Genomic DNA, 15,810 nt, shown 5'->3' with positions numbered 1-15,810 from the left:
CATGACAAGCACAAACACCACTCCCCATCCCGGACCGCTGGCCGGCATGCGCGTGCTCGAACTCGCGCAGATCATGGCCGGCCCCACCTGCGGCATGATGCTGGCCGACATGGGCGCCGACGTCGTCAAGGTCGAAAAGCTCCCCGGCGGCGACGATTCGCGCGGCTATCGCGAACCGCGCATCAACGGCGTCTCGGCGCCCTTCCTGATCCTCAACCGCAACAAGCGCGGCATCGCCCTCAACCTGAAGCATGCGAAGGGGCGCGAGATCCTGCTGCGGATGGTGAAGGAAGCCGACGTCCTGACCGAAAACTACCGCCGCGGCACGCTGGAGCGCCTGGGCCTGGGCTACGAAACCCTCAGGGAGATCAATCCGGGCCTGATCTACTGCTCGGTGTCCGGCTACGGCCGCGACGGCCCCTACGCGGACAAGGGCGGCTTCGACCTCATCGCCCAGGGCTTTGCTGGCCTGATGTCGGTGACCGGCGAACCCGGACGCCCGCCCGTCAAGACCGGCAACTCGATCGCCGACATCAATGCCGGCATCCTGGCGGTGGTCGGCATCCTGGCCGCCTATGCGCACAAGCAGAAGACCGGCCAGGGCCAGGTGGTCGACACCTCGCTGATGGAAGCGGCGCTGCAGCAGACCTACTGGCACGCGGCGATCTATTTCGCGACCGGGCACTCCAGCGGCCCGACCGGCTCGGCCCACCTGCTGACCGCGCCCTACCAGGCCTTCCAGGCCAGCGACGGCTGGATCAATATCGGCGGCGCCAACCAGGCCAACTGGGAGCGCATCGCCGACGTGCTGGGCCACCCGGAATGGCGCGAAGACCCGCGCTTCGCCGACAACGGCGCGCGCATGCGCAACCTGAGCGTGCTCACCGATGCGATGGCTGCGGTGCTGAAGACACGCTCGCGCGACGAATGGATCGCCGCCTTCGACGCCGCCGGCGTGCCGGTCGGTCCGGTGCATACGATCGCCGAAGCGCTCAGCCATCCGCAGGTGGAGGCGCGCGGCATGGTGGTCGAGGTCGAGCATCCCCAGGCCGGTACCACGCGCGCGCTGGGCTGCCCCGTGCATTTTTCGCAGACGCCCACCCGCGTCGACCGCCACGCGCCGATGCTGGGCGAGCATTCGCGCGAACTGCTCAGGGAGTACGGCTATGGCGACGAGGAGATCGACGGTTTCGCGGCCGACGGGGTGATCGAGGAAGCCCGGCTGGATTAGGCGCTGCGTGTACAATCCCCCCATCTGAAACAATGATGGGGCTTCCTTGATGGTGCAGGACCTGCGTGCCTGGGTTCGTATGCCTTCCGGCAAACGGCTCGATTTGCTGAATCCCACGCCCTTCGACTGGGACGACGCCGACCTGGCCCTGGGCCTGGCCCGCACCTACCGCTGGGGCGGACACTCGGCCTGGCCGCTGCCCCTGTCGGTGGCCCAGCACTCGATCTGCGTGATGCTGCTGCGGCGCGCCGCCTCGCCCATCCCGCTGTCCCCGGTGATCGAACTGCGCGAACTGCTGCACGACGCCGAGGAAGGCCTGCTCGGCTTCGACGCCGTGTCGCCGCTCAAACCCTTCCTCGGCGAGGGCTTCAAGGCGCTCACGCAAAGACTCGAACACATGGTCTTCCTGCGCTACGGCCTGCCGGCCTGGACGCCCACCGAACACGCGAAGCACAAGCAGGCCGACCGCCTGGCCGCCGCCAGCGAGGCCGTCCACGTGGTCGGCTGGAAGGAAGAAGAGGTGCGCACTACCTTAAAGATCCGCGCCGCCGTGCTGGAGGAGGATCCGTTGGCGGCGCGCTACCGCTGCCGTCCCTGGGAACCGTGGCCGCCGACCGTCGCCGCCGAGCGCTTCCTGGCTGAACTAGACCACCAGAAGCGGCTCATCGATGCCGAAGATGTCCGTGACTGAGGCATTCGACGCCGCCATCGCCCGCGCTGCCGTCTTGATCCGCGAGGCCGACGCCCTGCTGATCGGCGCCGGCGCCGGCATCGGCGTCGATTCCGGCCTGCCCGACTTCCGCGGCGACCACGGTTTCTGGCGCGCCTATCCGCCGCTGGCCGAACTCGGCATCCGCTTCGTCGAGATCGCGAACCCGCGCAGCTTTGCCCACCATCCCGAACTGGCCTGGGGCTTCTATGGACACCGGCTGGCGCTCTACCGCGACACTGTGCCCCACGAAGGTTTTGCGATCCTGCGCGAACTGGGCGAGCGCCTGCCGCTGGGCGCCTTCGTCTTCACCAGCAATGTCGACGGCCAGTTCCAGCGTGCCGGCTTTCCCGAGGAACGGCTGGTCGAATGCCACGGCTCCATTCACCACCTGCAATGCAGCCACCCCTGCGGCGAGGCGATCTGGCCGGCGGATGCGGTCCGCCCCGAGATCGATCCGGCCGACTGCCTGATGCGCCCGCCCCTGCCGGCCTGCCCGCATTGCGGTGCGCTGGCGCGTCCGAATGTCCTGATGTTCAACGACGGCGCCTGGCTGGACGAGCGCACCGAAGCGCAGTACGAACGCCTGGAGGCCTGGCTGGCGCAGGCGCGGCGCCTGGTGGTGATCGAGCTCGGCGCCGGCACCGACGTGCCCTCGGTGCGGCGCATATGCGAGTCCCGGAGCGCGCCCCTGGTCCGCATCAATCCGCGCGAGCCGCGGGTGCCGTCCGCGCGCGACGTCGGCATTCCGGCCGGGGCGCTGGAAGCCTTGCGGCGCCTGCGCGAGCATCTGGACTGAGCCGGCCGGGCCCATCGCCCGGCGCAAGAATTTACCTGACGAAAATGCCAAGGCTTTTCTCAAGATCAGGCCCTAAATACTTGATTCCACAGCCTTTATTTTCATATCCACAGGAAATGTGGATAACGTTGTGGACAAGCGCCTCTTGACAAGCCGGGAGGGCAGTATTGGTGCGGGTTTCAACAAATTGCCCGTTCAACAGGCAAAATCTTAGCCCTGCAAAATCAAGGACTTAGCTAAGCCCCAGTTTTGTGCAGGACATGGCTATGCGGCAAATTCCTACAAGGGTAGGACACGGGGGATAACTATTCTTTCCAAGCTCATTTCCAGCGGCTTCGCGCCCGCTCGCGCACCAGCATCCTTACTTCGTCCGGCATCGGCTTGCGGCTGTGCGGTGTATCCCCGTTCACCCACACGCATTCCTCGTAATGCTTCAGCATCGCCGGGCTGATGAAGCGGGTTCGCTGGGCGTAGACATGCCGGTCGCCCATCTGCGACTGCTGCTTGATGAAGAAGCGGTTCGGCACCACCAGGTGCAACTACTCCCTGGCGCGCGTCATGGCCACATACAACAGGCGCCGCTCCTCCTCGATGTCGTCGCCGCTGCCGGTGGCCATGTCGGAGGGGATGCAGCCGTCGACCACGTTCAGCACGTGCACCGACTGCCACTCCTGGCCCTTGGCCGAATGGATGGTCGACAGGATCAGGTAATCCTCGTCCAGCAGCGGCGGACCGGCGCGGTCGCTGGTCGCTTCGGGCGGATCGAGGGTCAGCTCGGTCAGGAAGGTCTCGCGCGAACCGTAGCCGCCGGCCAGCGCCACCAGCTGCTCGAGATCGGCCGCGCGCACCGGGGCGTCGTCGTACAGGCGCTCCAGGTGGGGCTGGTACCAGCCGCGCACCAGTTCGATGTCCATCGGCCAGTGTAGCCCGGGCGTCCGCAGGCTGCGGAACAGGGCCACGAAGGCTTCCCAGTCGCCCTGGGCGCGCGCCGGCGCTTCGAAGGCTTCCACGGCCGCAAGCGGATCGGCGGCCTCGCCTACCGCATCCAGCAGCCGCGCCGCGTTCGCCGGGCCGATGCCGGGGATCAGCTGGGCGACGCGGAATCCGGCCAGGCGTCCGGCCGGGTTCTGGGCGAAGCGCAGCACCGCGAGGATGTCCTTGATATGGGCCGCTTCCAGGAATTTCAGGCCGCCGAACTTCACGAAGGGGATGTTCCGGCGCACCAGCTCCAGCTCCAGCGCGGCGCTGTGGCTGGCGGCGCGGAACAGCACCGCCTGCTGGGTCAGCCTGGTGCCGGCTTCGCGCTGTTCCAGCACGCGGTTGCAGACCCAGCGCGCCTGCTCGGCCTCGTCCGGAATCAGCACCAGCTGCGGCTTCGCCGTCGACACTTTATCCGTCCACAGCGTCTTCGCATGCCGCTCCAGCGCGGCGGCGATAACGGCGTTCGAGGCATCCAGGATGGGCTGGGTGGAGCGGTAGTTGCGGTCGAGGGTGATGACGCGGGCCGGCTGCGAGAAGGCTTGCGGGAAGTCGAGGATGTTGCGCACCGTCGCCCGGCGGAAGGAATAGATGGCCTGGGCGTCGTCGCCGACCACCATCACGCCCTGCCCGTCCGGCTTCATGCCCTGGATGATGGCGGCCTGCAGGCGGTTGGTGTCCTGGTATTCGTCGACCAGCACGTGGTCGAACAGCGCGCCCAGCTCCGGTCCGAGTTCCGGGTCGGACGCCATCTCGGACCAGAACAGCAGCAGGTCGTCGTAGTCGAGCACGTTCTGCTCCTGCTTGGCGTCGACATAGGCGCCGAACAGGCGTTTCAGCTGCTCCTCCCATTCGCTGCACCAGGGGAAGGTCGTCTGCAGCACCTCGCCGAGCGCGTCCTGGCTGTTCACCACGCGCGAATAGATGGCCAGGCAGGTGCCTTTCAAGGGAAACCGCTTCTGGCCACCGGTAAGGCCAATATCCTGGCGCACCATGCCCATCAGGTCTTCGGAATCGCCGCGGTCGTGGATGGTGAAGGAGGACTCCAGCCCGATCCGGCCGGCGTACTCGCGCAGCAGGCGGGCACCGATGCTGTGGAAAGTGCCGGCCCAGGGCAAGCCCGCCACCGCCTGGGGCGAGGTCCCGAAGACGCGCTGCAGGACGCCGCCGGCGCGCTGCACCATCTCGTTGGCGGCGCGCCGCGAAAAGGTCAGCAACAGGATGCGCTGCGGATCTGCGCCGGACTGGATCAGCCGGGCCACGCGGTGGGCCAGCGTATTCGTCTTTCCCGAGCCGGCGCCGGCGACGACCAGCAGCGGCCGCGGCATCGCGAGGCCGACGTCGTGTTCGACGGCCGCGCGTTGTTCCGGATTCAGGGACGCATAGGGGTCGGGCAGCGGATCATGCAGCGCGGGTGCGGAAACGCTGGGGTCGGCGGTATCGGGCATAATGCAACAGGTCTGGAGATGCCAGAACTGTACATTTATCCAGTAGAGTTAGGCAAGCCCCATAAGCTGGCCAGGCTTGTTCAGATATCCACAAAATCTGTGAATAACCATGTGGAAAAGCACCCCCTTGACATGCGGGAAGCAAGGAATGATGCGGCTTCCAACAATTTGCCCATTGTGCGTGCAGGATGTGAAGCACGCAAAATCAAGGGCTTACGATGTCAAGCGGCGCACGATTCAAATATTTTTGCAAGATGCATTGCAGAAAAATTTGTGCATAACCACGACACCCCAGAAACACTCAAGCGGAGGGCGGGCGGCGGCGTTCCGGCTCGCCCAGCACCCTTTCGATGACCGCTGGATCGATGTCCCGCGAGCGCAGGAATTCCACGGCCGAGATCGTGCCGTCGCGTGATTGCAAGGCTACGCCGAGATCGACGACGCTGCTGCGCTGCGCATCCAGGCGCTGGGTCAGGCTAGTTTGCTCCATTGCATCTCCTGTTTGATCGGAATCGAGGCCGCTTGCCGCAGATGCAGTATCGGCCAGATTAATTGCAAGTCAAGAGGACATATCGCATCCGCATATTACGCGCAGATGACGGCGCAGCGCATCCGCGTGCGCCGCCGCCGCGCCGCCCGGCCTAGAATGATCCCGTCAACCATCACCAGCGAGGACCCCATGGCCATGACTCCCGATCCCGACCTGAAACCGGGCGACGAAGCCGAACCGGGCACCCCGGGCGCGGGCGAGGACCTGTGCGAGACCTGCGGCGGCAGCGGCAAGCTGGCCGACGGCAAGATCTGCCCGGAATGCGAAGGTTCCGGCCGCGTGATGCGCGGCATCGGCGGCGGCTAAAGCTCAGCCACTGCCACATGGACAGGAGGGTGGGCGCAGCGCGATAATCGGTGCATGACTACCTCGCCGCATCCGCTGCCGGGGGAGCCCGGCTCCCCGCCCCGCCCGCAATCCCTGTCCGACCTCTTCATCTCCTTCACGCTGCTGGCCTTGCAAGGTTTCGGCGGCGTGCTCGCCGTCGTCCAGCGCGAGCTCGTCGAGCGCAAACGCTGGCTGACCCAGGAGGAATTCATCGAAGACTGGGCCGTCGCCCAGATCATGCCGGGCCCGAACGTGGTCAACCTGTCGCTGATGATCGGCGGCCGCTATTTCGGCCTGCCCGGCGCCATGACCGCCCTGGCCGGGCTGCTGGCCCTGCCGCTGGTGCTGGTGCTGACTCTGGCGGTGCTGCACGACCGCTTCGCCGACAGCCCGCAGGTGGCCGGCGCCCTGCGCGGCATGGCCGCCGTCTCGGCCGGCCTGATCGGCGTCGCCGGCCTGCGGCTGGCCGCGGCCCTCAAGCGCAGCCCGCTGCCGATGTCCTGGTGCCTGGCCATCGCCGCCCTCGGCTTCGTGCTGGTGGCGCTGCTGAAATGCCCGCTGCTGTACGTGCTGCTGGGCCTGGGCGGCCTCGGCTGCGTCCTCACCTGGCGCCGCCTGACATCATGAGCCCGGCACACGAGACCCTGCACCTGGCGCTGGCCTGGTCCGACTGGCTGAACCTGTTCGGCCACTTCCTGCTGCTGTCGACGATGTCGATCGGCGGCGCGATCTCGACCTCGTCCGAGATGCACCGCTTCCTGGTCGAGCAGCACCACTGGTTGACCCAGGACCAGTTCAACGCCGCGATCGCCCTGGCCCAGGCCGCGCCCGGCCCCAACGTGCTGTTCGTGGCCCTGATGGGCTGGCACGTCGGCCTCAATGCCGGCAGCGTCGGCGCCGCCCTGTTCGGCGTGCTGGTCTGCATGGTCGGCATCATGACGCCCTCGACCATCATCACCTACACGGCGGCGCGCTGGGGCCACCGCAACCGCGACCTGCGCGCCGTGCGCGCCTTCAAGCAGGGCATGGCGCCGGTGGTGATCGCCCTGCTGCTGTCGACCGCCTGGATCCTCGGCAGTTCGGCCGGCGGCGGACAATGGCGGCTGTGGCTGCTTTCCGTCGCCGCCGGCGCGGTGATCTGGCGTACCCGGCTGCACCTGTTGTGGGTGCTGGCGGCCGGCGCCCTGCTCGGCGCGCTCGGCATCGTCTGAGTTCGCTGCAATGTCTACTGCAAGACGGCGGCGCAGCGGGCATACTTATGCAATTGTTCACCTATCGATGGAAAGACGATGACCGATCTTGCCCAAGCCAATGTACTCAGCGAACACGCCTGCTTCGGCGGCGTGCAGCGCTTCTACCAGCACGACTCCAGCGCCATCGGCCTGCCGATGCGCTTTTCCGTCTACCTGCCGCCCGGAGCGGAAGGCAAGAAGCTGCCGGTGCTGTTCTACCTGGCCGGGCTGACCTGCACCGAAGAAACCTTCATGATCAAGGCCGGCGCCCAGCGCGTCGCCGCCGAGCTCGGCGTGATCCTGGTCGCGCCCGACACCAGTCCGCGCGGCGCCGGCGTTCCCGGCGAGACCGACAGCTGGGACTTCGGCGTGGGCGCCGGCTTCTATCTCGACGCCAGCGCCGAGCCCTGGGCCCGCCACTACCGCATGGAAAGCTACATCCTCGAGCTGCGCCAACTGGTGCTGGCCACCCTGCCGGCGGATGCGGGCCGGGTCGGCATCTTCGGCCACTCGATGGGCGGGCACGGCGCCCTGACCCTGGCGCTGCGCCACCCGGACCTGTTCCGCTCGGTCTCGGCCTTCGCGCCGATCGCCGCGCCGACCCGCTGCCCCTGGGGCCAGAAGGCCTTCGGCGGCTATCTCGGCCAGGACCAGGCGGCCTGGCGCGCCCACGACGCGAGCGAGCTGGTGAAGGATGCCGGCCGCGCAGTGTTCCCGGACGGCATCCTGATCGACCAGGGCCTGGCCGACAAATTCCTCGCGGAACAGCTGTATCCGGAAGCCTTCGAGGAAGCCTGCCGCGCCGCCGGCCAGCCGCTCGAACTGCGCCGCCACCCCGGCTACGACCACGGCTATTACTTCATCTCGACCTTCGTCGAAGATCATTTGCGCTTCCATCGCCGCAATCTGGCCTGAGTCCGATAATTCCCTCCACCTGCCCGCCGGCTGGCGGGCATCAAACCTGCTTGTGCGGCCCTTGAAATCGGCTTCCGGTCGCCGTATAAATGGTGATGCATTCATTTGCAATGGAGGTCATCATGAATCTCATCCGCAGAAACAATAGCCCGCTGTCCACCCTGCGCGGCGGCCCCATGGAAGACCAGTTCGGCCGCATGGTCGAGAACATGTTCCAGGATTTCTTCGCGCCCCTGGCCCAGGGCGGGCGCTGGGCCGACGAGGGCCTGGCCATGCCGCGCCTCGACGTCAGCGAGCACGAGAAAGCCTTCGAAGTGCAGGCCGAGCTGCCGGGCGTCAAGAAGGAAGACGTCAAGGTCTCGATCGACGGCCAGCGCGTCACGATCGAAGGGGAATGCCAGCAGGCAAACGAACAGCGTGAGGGCGAACAGGTGGTGTATTCTGAACGTTCGACACGCAGGTACCAGCGCAGCTTCACGCTGCCTTCCGAGGTCGACGATGCCGGCGCCGAAGCGCGGCTCGAGAATGGCGTCCTCATGCTCACGTTGCCCAAGAAACAGGGCGGCGCGGCAAAGCGGCTGACCATCCAGTAGGCCCGAAGCGGCAAGGGGGCGCAGCACAGCATGACCGAGTTTCGCCACTTCAAGGACCGCAGACAGGCCGGCAAGCTGCTGGCCCGCGAGCTGCGGGAATATGCGGGGCGCGCTGACGCGGTCGTGCTGGCGCTGCCGCGCGGCGGAGTGCCCGTTGGGTTCGCTATCGCACAGCGGCTCGGCATCGACCTCGATATCCTTCTCGTACGTAAGCTGGGCATGCCCGGGCACGAGGAATATGCGATGGGCGCGGTCGGCAGCGGCGGCGTACGGGTGTTGCAGCCCGGCGTGCCCGGCCTGATGGGCGTGAGCGCCGAACAGGTCGAGGCCGTCACCGTGCGCGAACTGGCCGAACTGCAGCGGCGCGAGCGTGCCTACCGCGGCGCCCGCAAGCCGCTGGCGCTGACCGGACGGACCGCGATCCTGGTCGACGATGGCGTTGCCACCGGTTCGACCATGCTGGCGGCCATCCGCGTGGCGCGCGGCTTGAAGCCGGCGAAGCTGGTGCTGGCGGTGCCGGTGGCGCCGCCGCAAACCCTGGCGGCGCTCGAGGGTCAGGTCGACCTGCTGGTCTGCCTGTCGGCGCCGCCGCTGTTCCGCTCCGTGGGCCAGTGGTATGAGGCCTTCGACCAGACCAGCGACGAGGAAGTACAGGATCTGCTGGCCGCCGCCTGGCATGCGCGGACGGCCGACCGACAACAACCAATGGAGGACGAACATCATGCAACGACTGCCGACGCAAAGCACGACGACGACGGACACCGGGCTTGAACTTGCCAAATGGCTGGGCGGCGCCGCCGCCGGCGCCCTATTGATGTACATGCTCGACCCCGACCGCGGCAGCGCACGCCGCGCGCAGTCGGCCGCCGCCGTGCGCAACGTCGGCTCACGCACATCCGGCGCCATCGGCAATGTCTGGCACGGCACGGGCAGCCGCATGGGCGCCGCCGCCGACGAGCTGGTGGAATCGGCCAGGCCGGACGGCGGCATCGGCTCGACGATCTCGCGCGTGAAAAGCGCCGCCGGCGACATGATCGGCGACACCGTCTCGAAGGCGAAAGACGCCATGGCCCGCGCATCCAGCGCCGCCGGCGACCTGGCCGACGATGCAATCTCCAAAGCGAAGAGCGGCGCCAGCCAGGCCCGGGACAGCGACGGCTATGCGAGCGCCCGCAGCGCGGTCAGCCGCGCCGCCGACAGCGTCGCCGACTTCTATGACGACACCCGCAAGACCGCCGGCCGCCTCGGCAAGCGTGTGGCCCAGGAAGTGCACGGCGACAGCGAAGGCGCCTGGAACCCGGGGATGCGCAACACCGCCCTGGTCGGCGGCGGCCTGCTGGCCCTGATGGGCCTGATGCGCCGCTCGCCGCTGACCGCCGTGCTGGGCCTGGCCGGCGCCGCCCTGCTGGCGCGCGGCGTCGCCAACCAGCCGCTGCGCAGCCTGGCAAGCCGCGGCGCCGCCGGTCTCGGCATGGCCAAGGGTCTGAGCCTTGGCATGGACAAGACCATCGACTTCGAGAAGACCGTTCACATCGACGCGTCGCCTGACGAGGTCTACCAGCAATTTGCGAATTACGAGAACTTCCCGCGCTTCATGTCCCACGTGGTCGAGGTGCGCGACCTTGGCCGCCGCCGCTCGCACTGGATCGTGAAAGGCCCGGGCGGCTCCGAGTTCGAATGGAATTCCGTCCTGACCGAGCAGAACCGTCCGAACCGCCTGGCCTGGCGCAGCGAACCCGGCGCCGAGATCCCGCAGACCGGCTCGATCCAGTTCGAGCGCCACCGCGGCGGCACCCTGGTCACCGTGCGCATGTCCTACACGCCGCCGGCCGGCGCCATCGGCCACGGCCTGGCCCTGCTGCTCGGCTCCGATCCGAAGTCGGCAATGGACGAGGACCTGGCGCGCATGAAGGCCTTCATCGAGCGCGCTTCGATGCCGCGTGAAGCCGCGCAGTCCGGCTGGATGAGCCGCCTGCTGCACTGAAGCGGAACCCGGCATCATGGCCAGCCCTGACCCCGTTGCCGCCATCCGCGCCGCCGCCATCCCGCTGGGAGGCGGCCGGCGCGACTACGATGAACTGCTCGACCTGGTGGGCGACGCCCGCTTCGTGCTGCTGGGCGAGGCCACCCATGGCACCCACGAGTTCTACGAGGAGCGCGCGCGCATCACGCAACGCTTGATCGAGGAAAAGGGCTTCCATGCCGTGGCCGTCGAGGCCGACTGGCCGGACGCCTACCGCGTCAACCGCTACGTGCGCGGCCAGGGCGAGGATGCCGATACCAACGCCGCCCTGTCCGGCTTCGAACGCTTCCCGAGCTGGATGTGGCGGAATACCGACGTTTCCGCCTTCGTCGACTGGCTGCGCGAGCACAATGAGAAACAGGCCGGCGGCAAGCAGGTCGGCTTCTACGGCCTCGACCTGTACAGCCTGTTCACCTCGCTGCGCGAAGTGCTGGCCTATCTCGACAAGGTCGATCCGCAGGCCGCCAGAATCGCGCGCGAACGCTATGCCTGCTTCGACCATTACTACGAGGACAGCCAGCACTACGGCTACTCGGCCAACCTGGACCTGTCGGCTTCCTGCGAGGAAGGCGTGATCGAGCAGCTGAACCAGATGCAGCGGCGCGCCTGCGAATACGCGCAAAAGGACGGCAGCGAGGACGGCTTCTTCTACGCCCAGCAGAATGCGCGCCTGGTCAAGAATGCCGAGGAATACTACCGGACCATGTTCCGCGGCCGCGTCTCGTCCTGGAACCTGCGCGACAGCCACATGGCCGAGACCCTGGAAGCCCTGGCCCAGCACCTGTCGCGGCACGGGGAGCCGGCCAAAATTGTCGTGTGGGAGCACAATTCCCACATCGGCGATGCACGCGCCACCGAGGTCGGCCAGCTGGGCGAATGGAACGTCGGCGAACTGGCGCGCAAGGCCTACGACGGCCAGACACGCTTGATCGGCTTTTCGACCTACGAAGGCTTCGTCACGGCGGCTTCGGAATGGGATGGCCCGGCCGAACACAAGCGGGTGCGCCCCGGCATGCCCGGCAGCTACGAAGAGCTGCTGCACGAGACCGGCATCGAGCGCTTCCTGCTGCCTCTGCGCGGAGACAGTCCGGCCCGCGAAGCCCTGATGCAGAAGCGCCTGGAGCGGGCGATCGGCGTCATCTACCTGCCGCGCACGGAACGCCAGAGCCATTATTTTTCGGCCCAGATGGCGGTCCAGTTCGACGCCGTGATCCACATCGACCGCACCACGGCCGTCACGCCCATCGATCCGGGCGGCGGCTGGCACTCGGAAGAGCCGCCGGAAACCTATCCGGGCGGATTCTGATTCGACACGAGGTGGAGGCGGCCGGCGCGCGCCGCCTGCGCCTCCTGGTGCTCGCCGATCTCACGGAAGATCGTTCCGGGGTCGGCCAGTTCGCGCGCGGCCAGCGCGCGCATTTCTTCGGACTCGATGCCGGCCAGCGCCGCGCCGCGCAATTCGTCCGCTTCGGTGCCTCGCCCCAGTCCCTCGAAGGTCGAAGCGCATAGCCAGACGTCCTTCATCGCATTGGCCAGCTCGGCCGCCAGCCGCGGCGCGGCGCCCAGCGGCGGGAACAGCGGCAGGCTGGCCGCCATCGCGTTCAGCTCGCCGGTACGCGCCAGGGGATCGGGCAGGTAGCGTTCGGCGCGCTCGAAGTCGCCGGCCGCCACCATCGCCGGCAAGGCCGTCCAGGCCGCATGCCGCGCATCCTCGGGCATCGTGTCTTCCATGTGCGCGAACAGCTCGACGGTCGACTGCGGATCCTTCAGCGTGTCGTTGATGCCGGCGATCAGCTGGAAGCGCGTGCCGGGGTAGCCGCGGCCCGAGCGGAATATGTTGTCGCCGTCCAGCAACTGCCGGGCCTGGGCGTCGCGCGCCCGGGCCAGGGCATCGCGTGCCGGACCGTGCTCCCCGGCCAGCATTTCCCACTCGAACACCACGATGAACATATTCTTGCCGGCGAAGGCTTCATCCTTGCAGACACGTGCGAACAGCCCGATCAGTATCACCAGTGCGTCTTCAGGACGTCCTTCATGCCTGGCGGCGATCGCCCGGACCACGTCTGGATTCAATTCGACCATCGCTTCCCCTTGCCCGGACAGCCAGCCGGAGTATCGAAATGGCATCATCTTAGCCCGCAAAACGCGGTGTGCGATAAATCCTTGTTCCAGACGCCCCGCTTTGGTTTACGATTGCGTCCTTATGTTCTGGCAACTCGGAAACGGAAGACATGAGTAAATACACCTTGAGCGTCAACGGCAAGGCGCAGACCGTGGACGTCGAAGCGGACACGCCGCTGCTGTGGGCCCTGCGCGATACCATGGGCCTGGTCGGCACCAAGTACGGCTGCGGCGTCGGCGCCTGCGGCGCCTGCACCGTCCACGTGGACGGCCAGCCGGCGCGCGCCTGCCAGCTGCCGGTGTCCGCCATCGGCAAGCGCAAGGTCACGACCATCGAGGGACTGGATGCGAACGCCGCCCACCCGCTGCAGCAGGCCTGGCAGGAACTCGACGTGCCCCAGTGCGGCTACTGCCAGTCCGGCCAGATCATGAGCGCCTGCGCCCTGCTCAAGCAGCATCCGCGACCGACCGACGCCCAGATCGACGACGCCATGGCCGGCAACCTGTGCCGCTGCGCCACCTATGTCCGCATCCGCGCCGGTATCCACCGCGCCGCCGAGATCGCTTCCGCCAAACCCGCCGGAAAGGGCAAGCAATGAGCGCGCGCCAAGACGAGCTGAAATCCGCTTCCGCTTCCGCTTCGCGCCGCAGCTTCCTGCGCCAGTCCGCCGCCGGCGGCTCGCTGCTGGCCCTCGGCCTGTATGGCGGCGGCACCATCGCCGCCCTCGCCCAGGGCCAGGCCGCCGCCCCGGGCGCCGCCACCGAATTCTCGCCCAACGTCTTCATCCGCATTGCCCAGGACGGCATCGTCACCCTGGTGTCCAAGCAGCCGGAAATCGGCCAGGGCATCAAGACCTCGCTGCCGATGGTGATCGCCGAAGAGCTGGACGTCGAATGGAAAGATGTGCGCGTGGTCCAGGGCGACCTGAACCCGGCCTATGGTCCGCAGGGCGCCGGCGGTTCCACCTCGACCCCGACCAATTACGAGAACTTCCACCGCCTGGGCGCCACCGCGCGCACCATGCTGGTCCAGGCCGCCGCCCAGACCTGGGGCGTGCCGGCCGGCGAATGCCGCGCCGAACGCGGCGCCGTGCTGCACGATGCGTCGAAGCGCCGCCTCGGCTACGGCCAGCTGGTGAAGACCGCGGCCGCGCTACCGGTGCCGGATGCGAAAGGCGTCCAGCTCAAGGATCCGTCCACTTACCGCCTGCTGGGAACGCGCATCGGCGGCGTCGACAACGACAAGGTCGTGGCCGGCAAGCCTCTGTTCGGCATCGACGTCCAGCTGCCCGGCATGCTGTACGCCGTGTATGTGAAATGTCCGGTGCTGGGCGGCGCACCAAGCTCCGCCAACCTGGCCGCCATCAAGGCCATGCCGGGCGTGAAGGATGCCTTCATCGTCGAAGGCACCGAAAACCTGAACGGCCTGCGTCCGGGCGTGGCGATCGTCGCCAACAGCACCTGGAACGCGATCAGCGCGCGTAAAAAATTGCAGGTGCAGTGGGACGAAGGCGAAGGCGCGCACCATAGCTGGGCGGGCTTCCTGGCCCAGGCCCAGGCTGCAGCCAAACAGCCGGGCACGGTCACCATGCGCCGCGATGGCGACGTCGACACCGCGCTGGCCGGCGCCGCCCGCACCGTGGAGTCGGCCTACACCTACCCCTTCATCTCGCATGCGAGCATGGAGCCGCAGAACTGCACCGCCGCCATCGATCCGAAGGACGGCAGCGTGGAACTGTGGGCGCCGACCCAGAACCCGGGCGCCGGCCAGGCCCTGGTCGCCAGCACTTTCAACATCCCGAAAGAGAAGATTACCCTGCACATCACGCGCAGCGGCGGCGGCTTCGGCCGACGCTTGTCGTCCGACTTCATCGTCGACGCGGTCGCCATCGCCCAGAAGGTCAAGGCGCCGGTGAAGCTGACCTGGATGCGCGAGGACGACCTGCAGCATGACCACTTCCGCGCCGGCGGCTTCCACTTCCTGCGTGGCGGCGTCGATTCCGCCGGCAAGCTGGTGGCCTGGCACGATCACTTCGTCACCTTCGCCAACCGCGTCGAGCAGAAAGAAAGCGACGGCACCACCGGCAGCGTGCTGCGGCCGGGCAGCGGCGCCAGCCTGTCGGGCGACGAGTTCCCGGGCCGCTGGGTCGCCAACTGCCTGCTCGAGCAGACCCCGCTCGAATGCCGCATCCCGATGGGACCGTGGCGTGCGCCGGGCTCGAACGTGTTCGCCTGGGTCTTCCACAGCTTCATCGACGAACTGGCCCATGCCGCCGGCCGCGATTCCATAGAGTTCCGCCTCGAGATCCTCGGTGACGCCAACATGGTGGCCGGTACCGGCGAGCGCGGCGTGCCCTATAACGTCTCGCGCATGCGCAATGTGCTCAAGGCCGTGGCCGAGAAGTCCGGCTGGGGCAGGCGCAAGTTCGCGCGCGGCCAGGGTGCCGGCGTGGCCTTCCACTTCAGCCACCGCGGCTATGTGGCGGAAGTGGCCGAGGTCACGGTGTCGAAGGAAGGCCAGTTGAAGGTGGACCGCGTGGTGGTGGTGAGCGACATCGGCGCCCAGATCGTCAACCTGTCCGGCGCCGAGAACCAGGTGCAGGGCTCGGTGATCGATGGTCTTTCGACGCTGATGTACCCCTCGCTGAATCTCGAGAAGGGCCGCATCGTGCAGAGCAACTTCCACGACTACCCGCTGCTGCGCATGCCGGACACGCCGACCAGGATCGAAACCCACTTCCTGAAGACCGATTACCCGGTCACGGGCCTGGGCGAACCGGTGTTCCCGCCGCTGGCGCCGGCCGTTTGCAACGCGATCTTCGCCGCCACCGGCAAGCGCGTGCGCGAACTCCCGCTCAGCAAGACCGACCTGAGCTGGAGCTGA

The 15,810-nt window shown here is 67.5% G+C and carries 15 protein-coding genes and 1 pseudogene; 13 read left to right on the top strand and 3 right to left on the bottom strand.

Annotated elements, in window-relative coordinates:
* Nucleotide 1 precedes the first annotated feature (1 nt).
* The 3 genes from AC1DOP_RS01740 to AC1DOP_RS01730 all read left to right on the top strand — a co-directional run bounded on the left by AC1DOP_RS01740 (nucleotide 2) and on the right by AC1DOP_RS01730 (nucleotide 2,739).
* On the top strand, nucleotides 2-1,231 hold the full coding sequence (locus tag AC1DOP_RS01740; protein ID WP_441934184.1) for a CaiB/BaiF CoA transferase family protein: 1,230 nt from the start codon (nucleotides 2-4) through the stop codon (nucleotides 1,229-1,231).
* 79 nt (nucleotides 1,232-1,310) lie between these two features.
* A complete protein-coding gene (locus AC1DOP_RS01735) occupies nucleotides 1,311-1,922 on the top strand; it encodes a phosphohydrolase (protein WP_441934182.1) in 612 nt (203 codons plus the stop codon).
* The gene (locus AC1DOP_RS01730; RefSeq protein WP_477249428.1) at nucleotides 1,909-2,739 is read left to right on the top strand and encodes an SIR2 family NAD-dependent protein deacylase; all 831 of its coding nucleotides are present in this window, start codon (nucleotides 1,909-1,911) and stop codon (nucleotides 2,737-2,739) included. Before AC1DOP_RS01735 ends, AC1DOP_RS01730 begins: the two co-directional genes overlap by 14 nt.
* Nucleotides 2,740-3,059: 320 nt before the next feature.
* On the opposite strand, the pseudogene AC1DOP_RS01725 reads toward AC1DOP_RS01730, so the two are convergent.
* Nucleotides 3,060-5,165 (bottom strand): annotated as a pseudogene (locus AC1DOP_RS01725) (ATP-dependent helicase).
* A 301-nt stretch (nucleotides 5,166-5,466) separates the two neighbouring features.
* Nucleotides 5,467-5,655 carry a hypothetical protein gene (locus AC1DOP_RS01720; RefSeq protein ID WP_441934176.1) on the bottom strand — a complete coding sequence of 63 codons (189 nt, stop codon included), beginning with the start codon at nucleotides 5,653-5,655 and terminating at the stop codon, nucleotides 5,467-5,469.
* Between the two features lie 195 nt (nucleotides 5,656-5,850).
* On the opposite strand from AC1DOP_RS01720, the gene AC1DOP_RS01715 reads away from it, so the two are divergent.
* The 8 genes from AC1DOP_RS01715 (at nucleotide 5,851) to AC1DOP_RS01680 (ending at nucleotide 12,111) form a co-directional block, all read left to right on the top strand.
* The gene (locus AC1DOP_RS01715; protein WP_441934174.1) at nucleotides 5,851-6,021 is read left to right on the top strand and encodes a hypothetical protein; all 171 of its coding nucleotides are present in this window, start codon (nucleotides 5,851-5,853) and stop codon (nucleotides 6,019-6,021) included.
* A gap of 54 nt (nucleotides 6,022-6,075) precedes the next feature.
* The gene (locus tag AC1DOP_RS01710; RefSeq protein ID WP_441934172.1) at nucleotides 6,076-6,669 is read left to right on the top strand and encodes a chromate transporter; all 594 of its coding nucleotides are present in this window, start codon (nucleotides 6,076-6,078) and stop codon (nucleotides 6,667-6,669) included.
* Nucleotides 6,666-7,253: a chromate transporter gene (locus tag AC1DOP_RS01705; RefSeq protein ID WP_441934170.1), complete on the top strand. Its 588-nt coding sequence runs from the start codon at nucleotides 6,666-6,668 to the stop codon at nucleotides 7,251-7,253. The genes AC1DOP_RS01710 and AC1DOP_RS01705 overlap by 4 nt, the downstream gene beginning before the upstream one ends.
* 78 nt (nucleotides 7,254-7,331) lie before the next feature.
* A complete protein-coding gene (fghA, locus tag AC1DOP_RS01700; protein WP_441934168.1) occupies nucleotides 7,332-8,189 on the top strand; it encodes an S-formylglutathione hydrolase in 858 nt (285 codons plus the stop codon).
* 122 nt (nucleotides 8,190-8,311) lie between these two features.
* On the top strand, nucleotides 8,312-8,782 hold the full coding sequence (locus AC1DOP_RS01695; RefSeq protein ID WP_477249424.1) for an Hsp20/alpha crystallin family protein: 471 nt from the start codon (nucleotides 8,312-8,314) through the stop codon (nucleotides 8,780-8,782).
* 30 nt (nucleotides 8,783-8,812) lie between these two features.
* Nucleotides 8,813-9,553, top strand: a complete 741-nt coding sequence (locus AC1DOP_RS01690) for a phosphoribosyltransferase (protein ID WP_477249422.1) — start codon at nucleotides 8,813-8,815, stop codon at nucleotides 9,551-9,553.
* Nucleotides 9,504-10,766, top strand: a complete 1,263-nt coding sequence (locus AC1DOP_RS01685; RefSeq protein WP_441934162.1) for an SRPBCC family protein — start codon at nucleotides 9,504-9,506, stop codon at nucleotides 10,764-10,766. The genes AC1DOP_RS01690 and AC1DOP_RS01685 overlap by 50 nt, the downstream gene beginning before the upstream one ends.
* A 16-nt stretch (nucleotides 10,767-10,782) precedes the next feature.
* Nucleotides 10,783-12,111 carry an erythromycin esterase family protein gene (locus tag AC1DOP_RS01680; RefSeq protein ID WP_441934160.1) on the top strand — a complete coding sequence of 443 codons (1,329 nt, stop codon included), beginning with the start codon at nucleotides 10,783-10,785 and terminating at the stop codon, nucleotides 12,109-12,111.
* Here AC1DOP_RS01680 and AC1DOP_RS01675 read toward each other — a convergent pair.
* Nucleotides 12,093-12,932: a hypothetical protein gene (locus AC1DOP_RS01675; protein WP_477249419.1), complete on the bottom strand. Its 840-nt coding sequence runs from the start codon at nucleotides 12,930-12,932 to the stop codon at nucleotides 12,093-12,095. The genes AC1DOP_RS01680 and AC1DOP_RS01675 overlap by 19 nt on opposite strands.
* Nucleotides 12,933-13,036: 104 nt before the next feature.
* On the opposite strand from AC1DOP_RS01675, the gene AC1DOP_RS01670 reads away from it, so the two are divergent.
* Together AC1DOP_RS01670 and AC1DOP_RS01665 are read left to right on the top strand one after the other, a co-directional pair.
* A complete protein-coding gene (locus tag AC1DOP_RS01670; RefSeq protein ID WP_441934156.1) occupies nucleotides 13,037-13,525 on the top strand; it encodes a (2Fe-2S)-binding protein in 489 nt (162 codons plus the stop codon).
* On the top strand, nucleotides 13,522-15,810 hold the full coding sequence (locus AC1DOP_RS01665; protein ID WP_477249417.1) for a xanthine dehydrogenase family protein molybdopterin-binding subunit: 2,289 nt from the start codon (nucleotides 13,522-13,524) through the stop codon (nucleotides 15,808-15,810). Before AC1DOP_RS01670 ends, AC1DOP_RS01665 begins: the two co-directional genes overlap by 4 nt.

The organism is Massilia sp. 01N410 (assembly GCF_056399665.1).
Note: the sequence above shows the minus strand (reverse complement) of the source record. Positions and strands in the feature narration are given on the sequence as shown.

Excerpts from the sequence above, each read along its gene's own strand:
- AC1DOP_RS01705 (WP_441934170.1), top strand. The coding sequence starts at position 6,666 with ATGAGCCCGGCACACGAGACCCTGCACCTGGCGCTGGCCTGGTCCGAC.
- AC1DOP_RS01690 (WP_477249422.1), top strand. The coding sequence starts at position 8,813 with ATGACCGAGTTTCGCCACTTCAAGGACCGCAGACAGGCCGGCAAGCTG.
- AC1DOP_RS01730 (WP_477249428.1), top strand. The coding sequence starts at position 1,909 with ATGTCCGTGACTGAGGCATTCGACGCCGCCATCGCCCGCGCTGCCGTC.
- AC1DOP_RS01720 (WP_441934176.1), bottom strand. The coding sequence starts at position 5,655 with ATGGAGCAAACTAGCCTGACCCAGCGCCTGGATGCGCAGCGCAGCAGC.
- AC1DOP_RS01670 (WP_441934156.1), top strand. The coding sequence starts at position 13,037 with ATGAGTAAATACACCTTGAGCGTCAACGGCAAGGCGCAGACCGTGGAC.
- AC1DOP_RS01735 (WP_441934182.1), top strand. The coding sequence starts at position 1,311 with ATGCCTTCCGGCAAACGGCTCGATTTGCTGAATCCCACGCCCTTCGAC.
- AC1DOP_RS01685 (WP_441934162.1), top strand. The coding sequence starts at position 9,504 with ATGCAACGACTGCCGACGCAAAGCACGACGACGACGGACACCGGGCTT.
- AC1DOP_RS01680 (WP_441934160.1), top strand. The coding sequence starts at position 10,783 with ATGGCCAGCCCTGACCCCGTTGCCGCCATCCGCGCCGCCGCCATCCCG.
- AC1DOP_RS01740 (WP_441934184.1), top strand. The coding sequence starts at position 2 with ATGACAAGCACAAACACCACTCCCCATCCCGGACCGCTGGCCGGCATG.
- AC1DOP_RS01675 (WP_477249419.1), bottom strand. The coding sequence starts at position 12,932 with ATGCCATTTCGATACTCCGGCTGGCTGTCCGGGCAAGGGGAAGCGATG.
- fghA (WP_441934168.1), top strand. The coding sequence starts at position 7,332 with ATGACCGATCTTGCCCAAGCCAATGTACTCAGCGAACACGCCTGCTTC.
- AC1DOP_RS01665 (WP_477249417.1), top strand. The coding sequence starts at position 13,522 with ATGAGCGCGCGCCAAGACGAGCTGAAATCCGCTTCCGCTTCCGCTTCG.
- AC1DOP_RS01715 (WP_441934174.1), top strand. The coding sequence starts at position 5,851 with ATGACTCCCGATCCCGACCTGAAACCGGGCGACGAAGCCGAACCGGGC.
- AC1DOP_RS01695 (WP_477249424.1), top strand. The coding sequence starts at position 8,312 with ATGAATCTCATCCGCAGAAACAATAGCCCGCTGTCCACCCTGCGCGGC.
- AC1DOP_RS01710 (WP_441934172.1), top strand. The coding sequence starts at position 6,076 with ATGACTACCTCGCCGCATCCGCTGCCGGGGGAGCCCGGCTCCCCGCCC.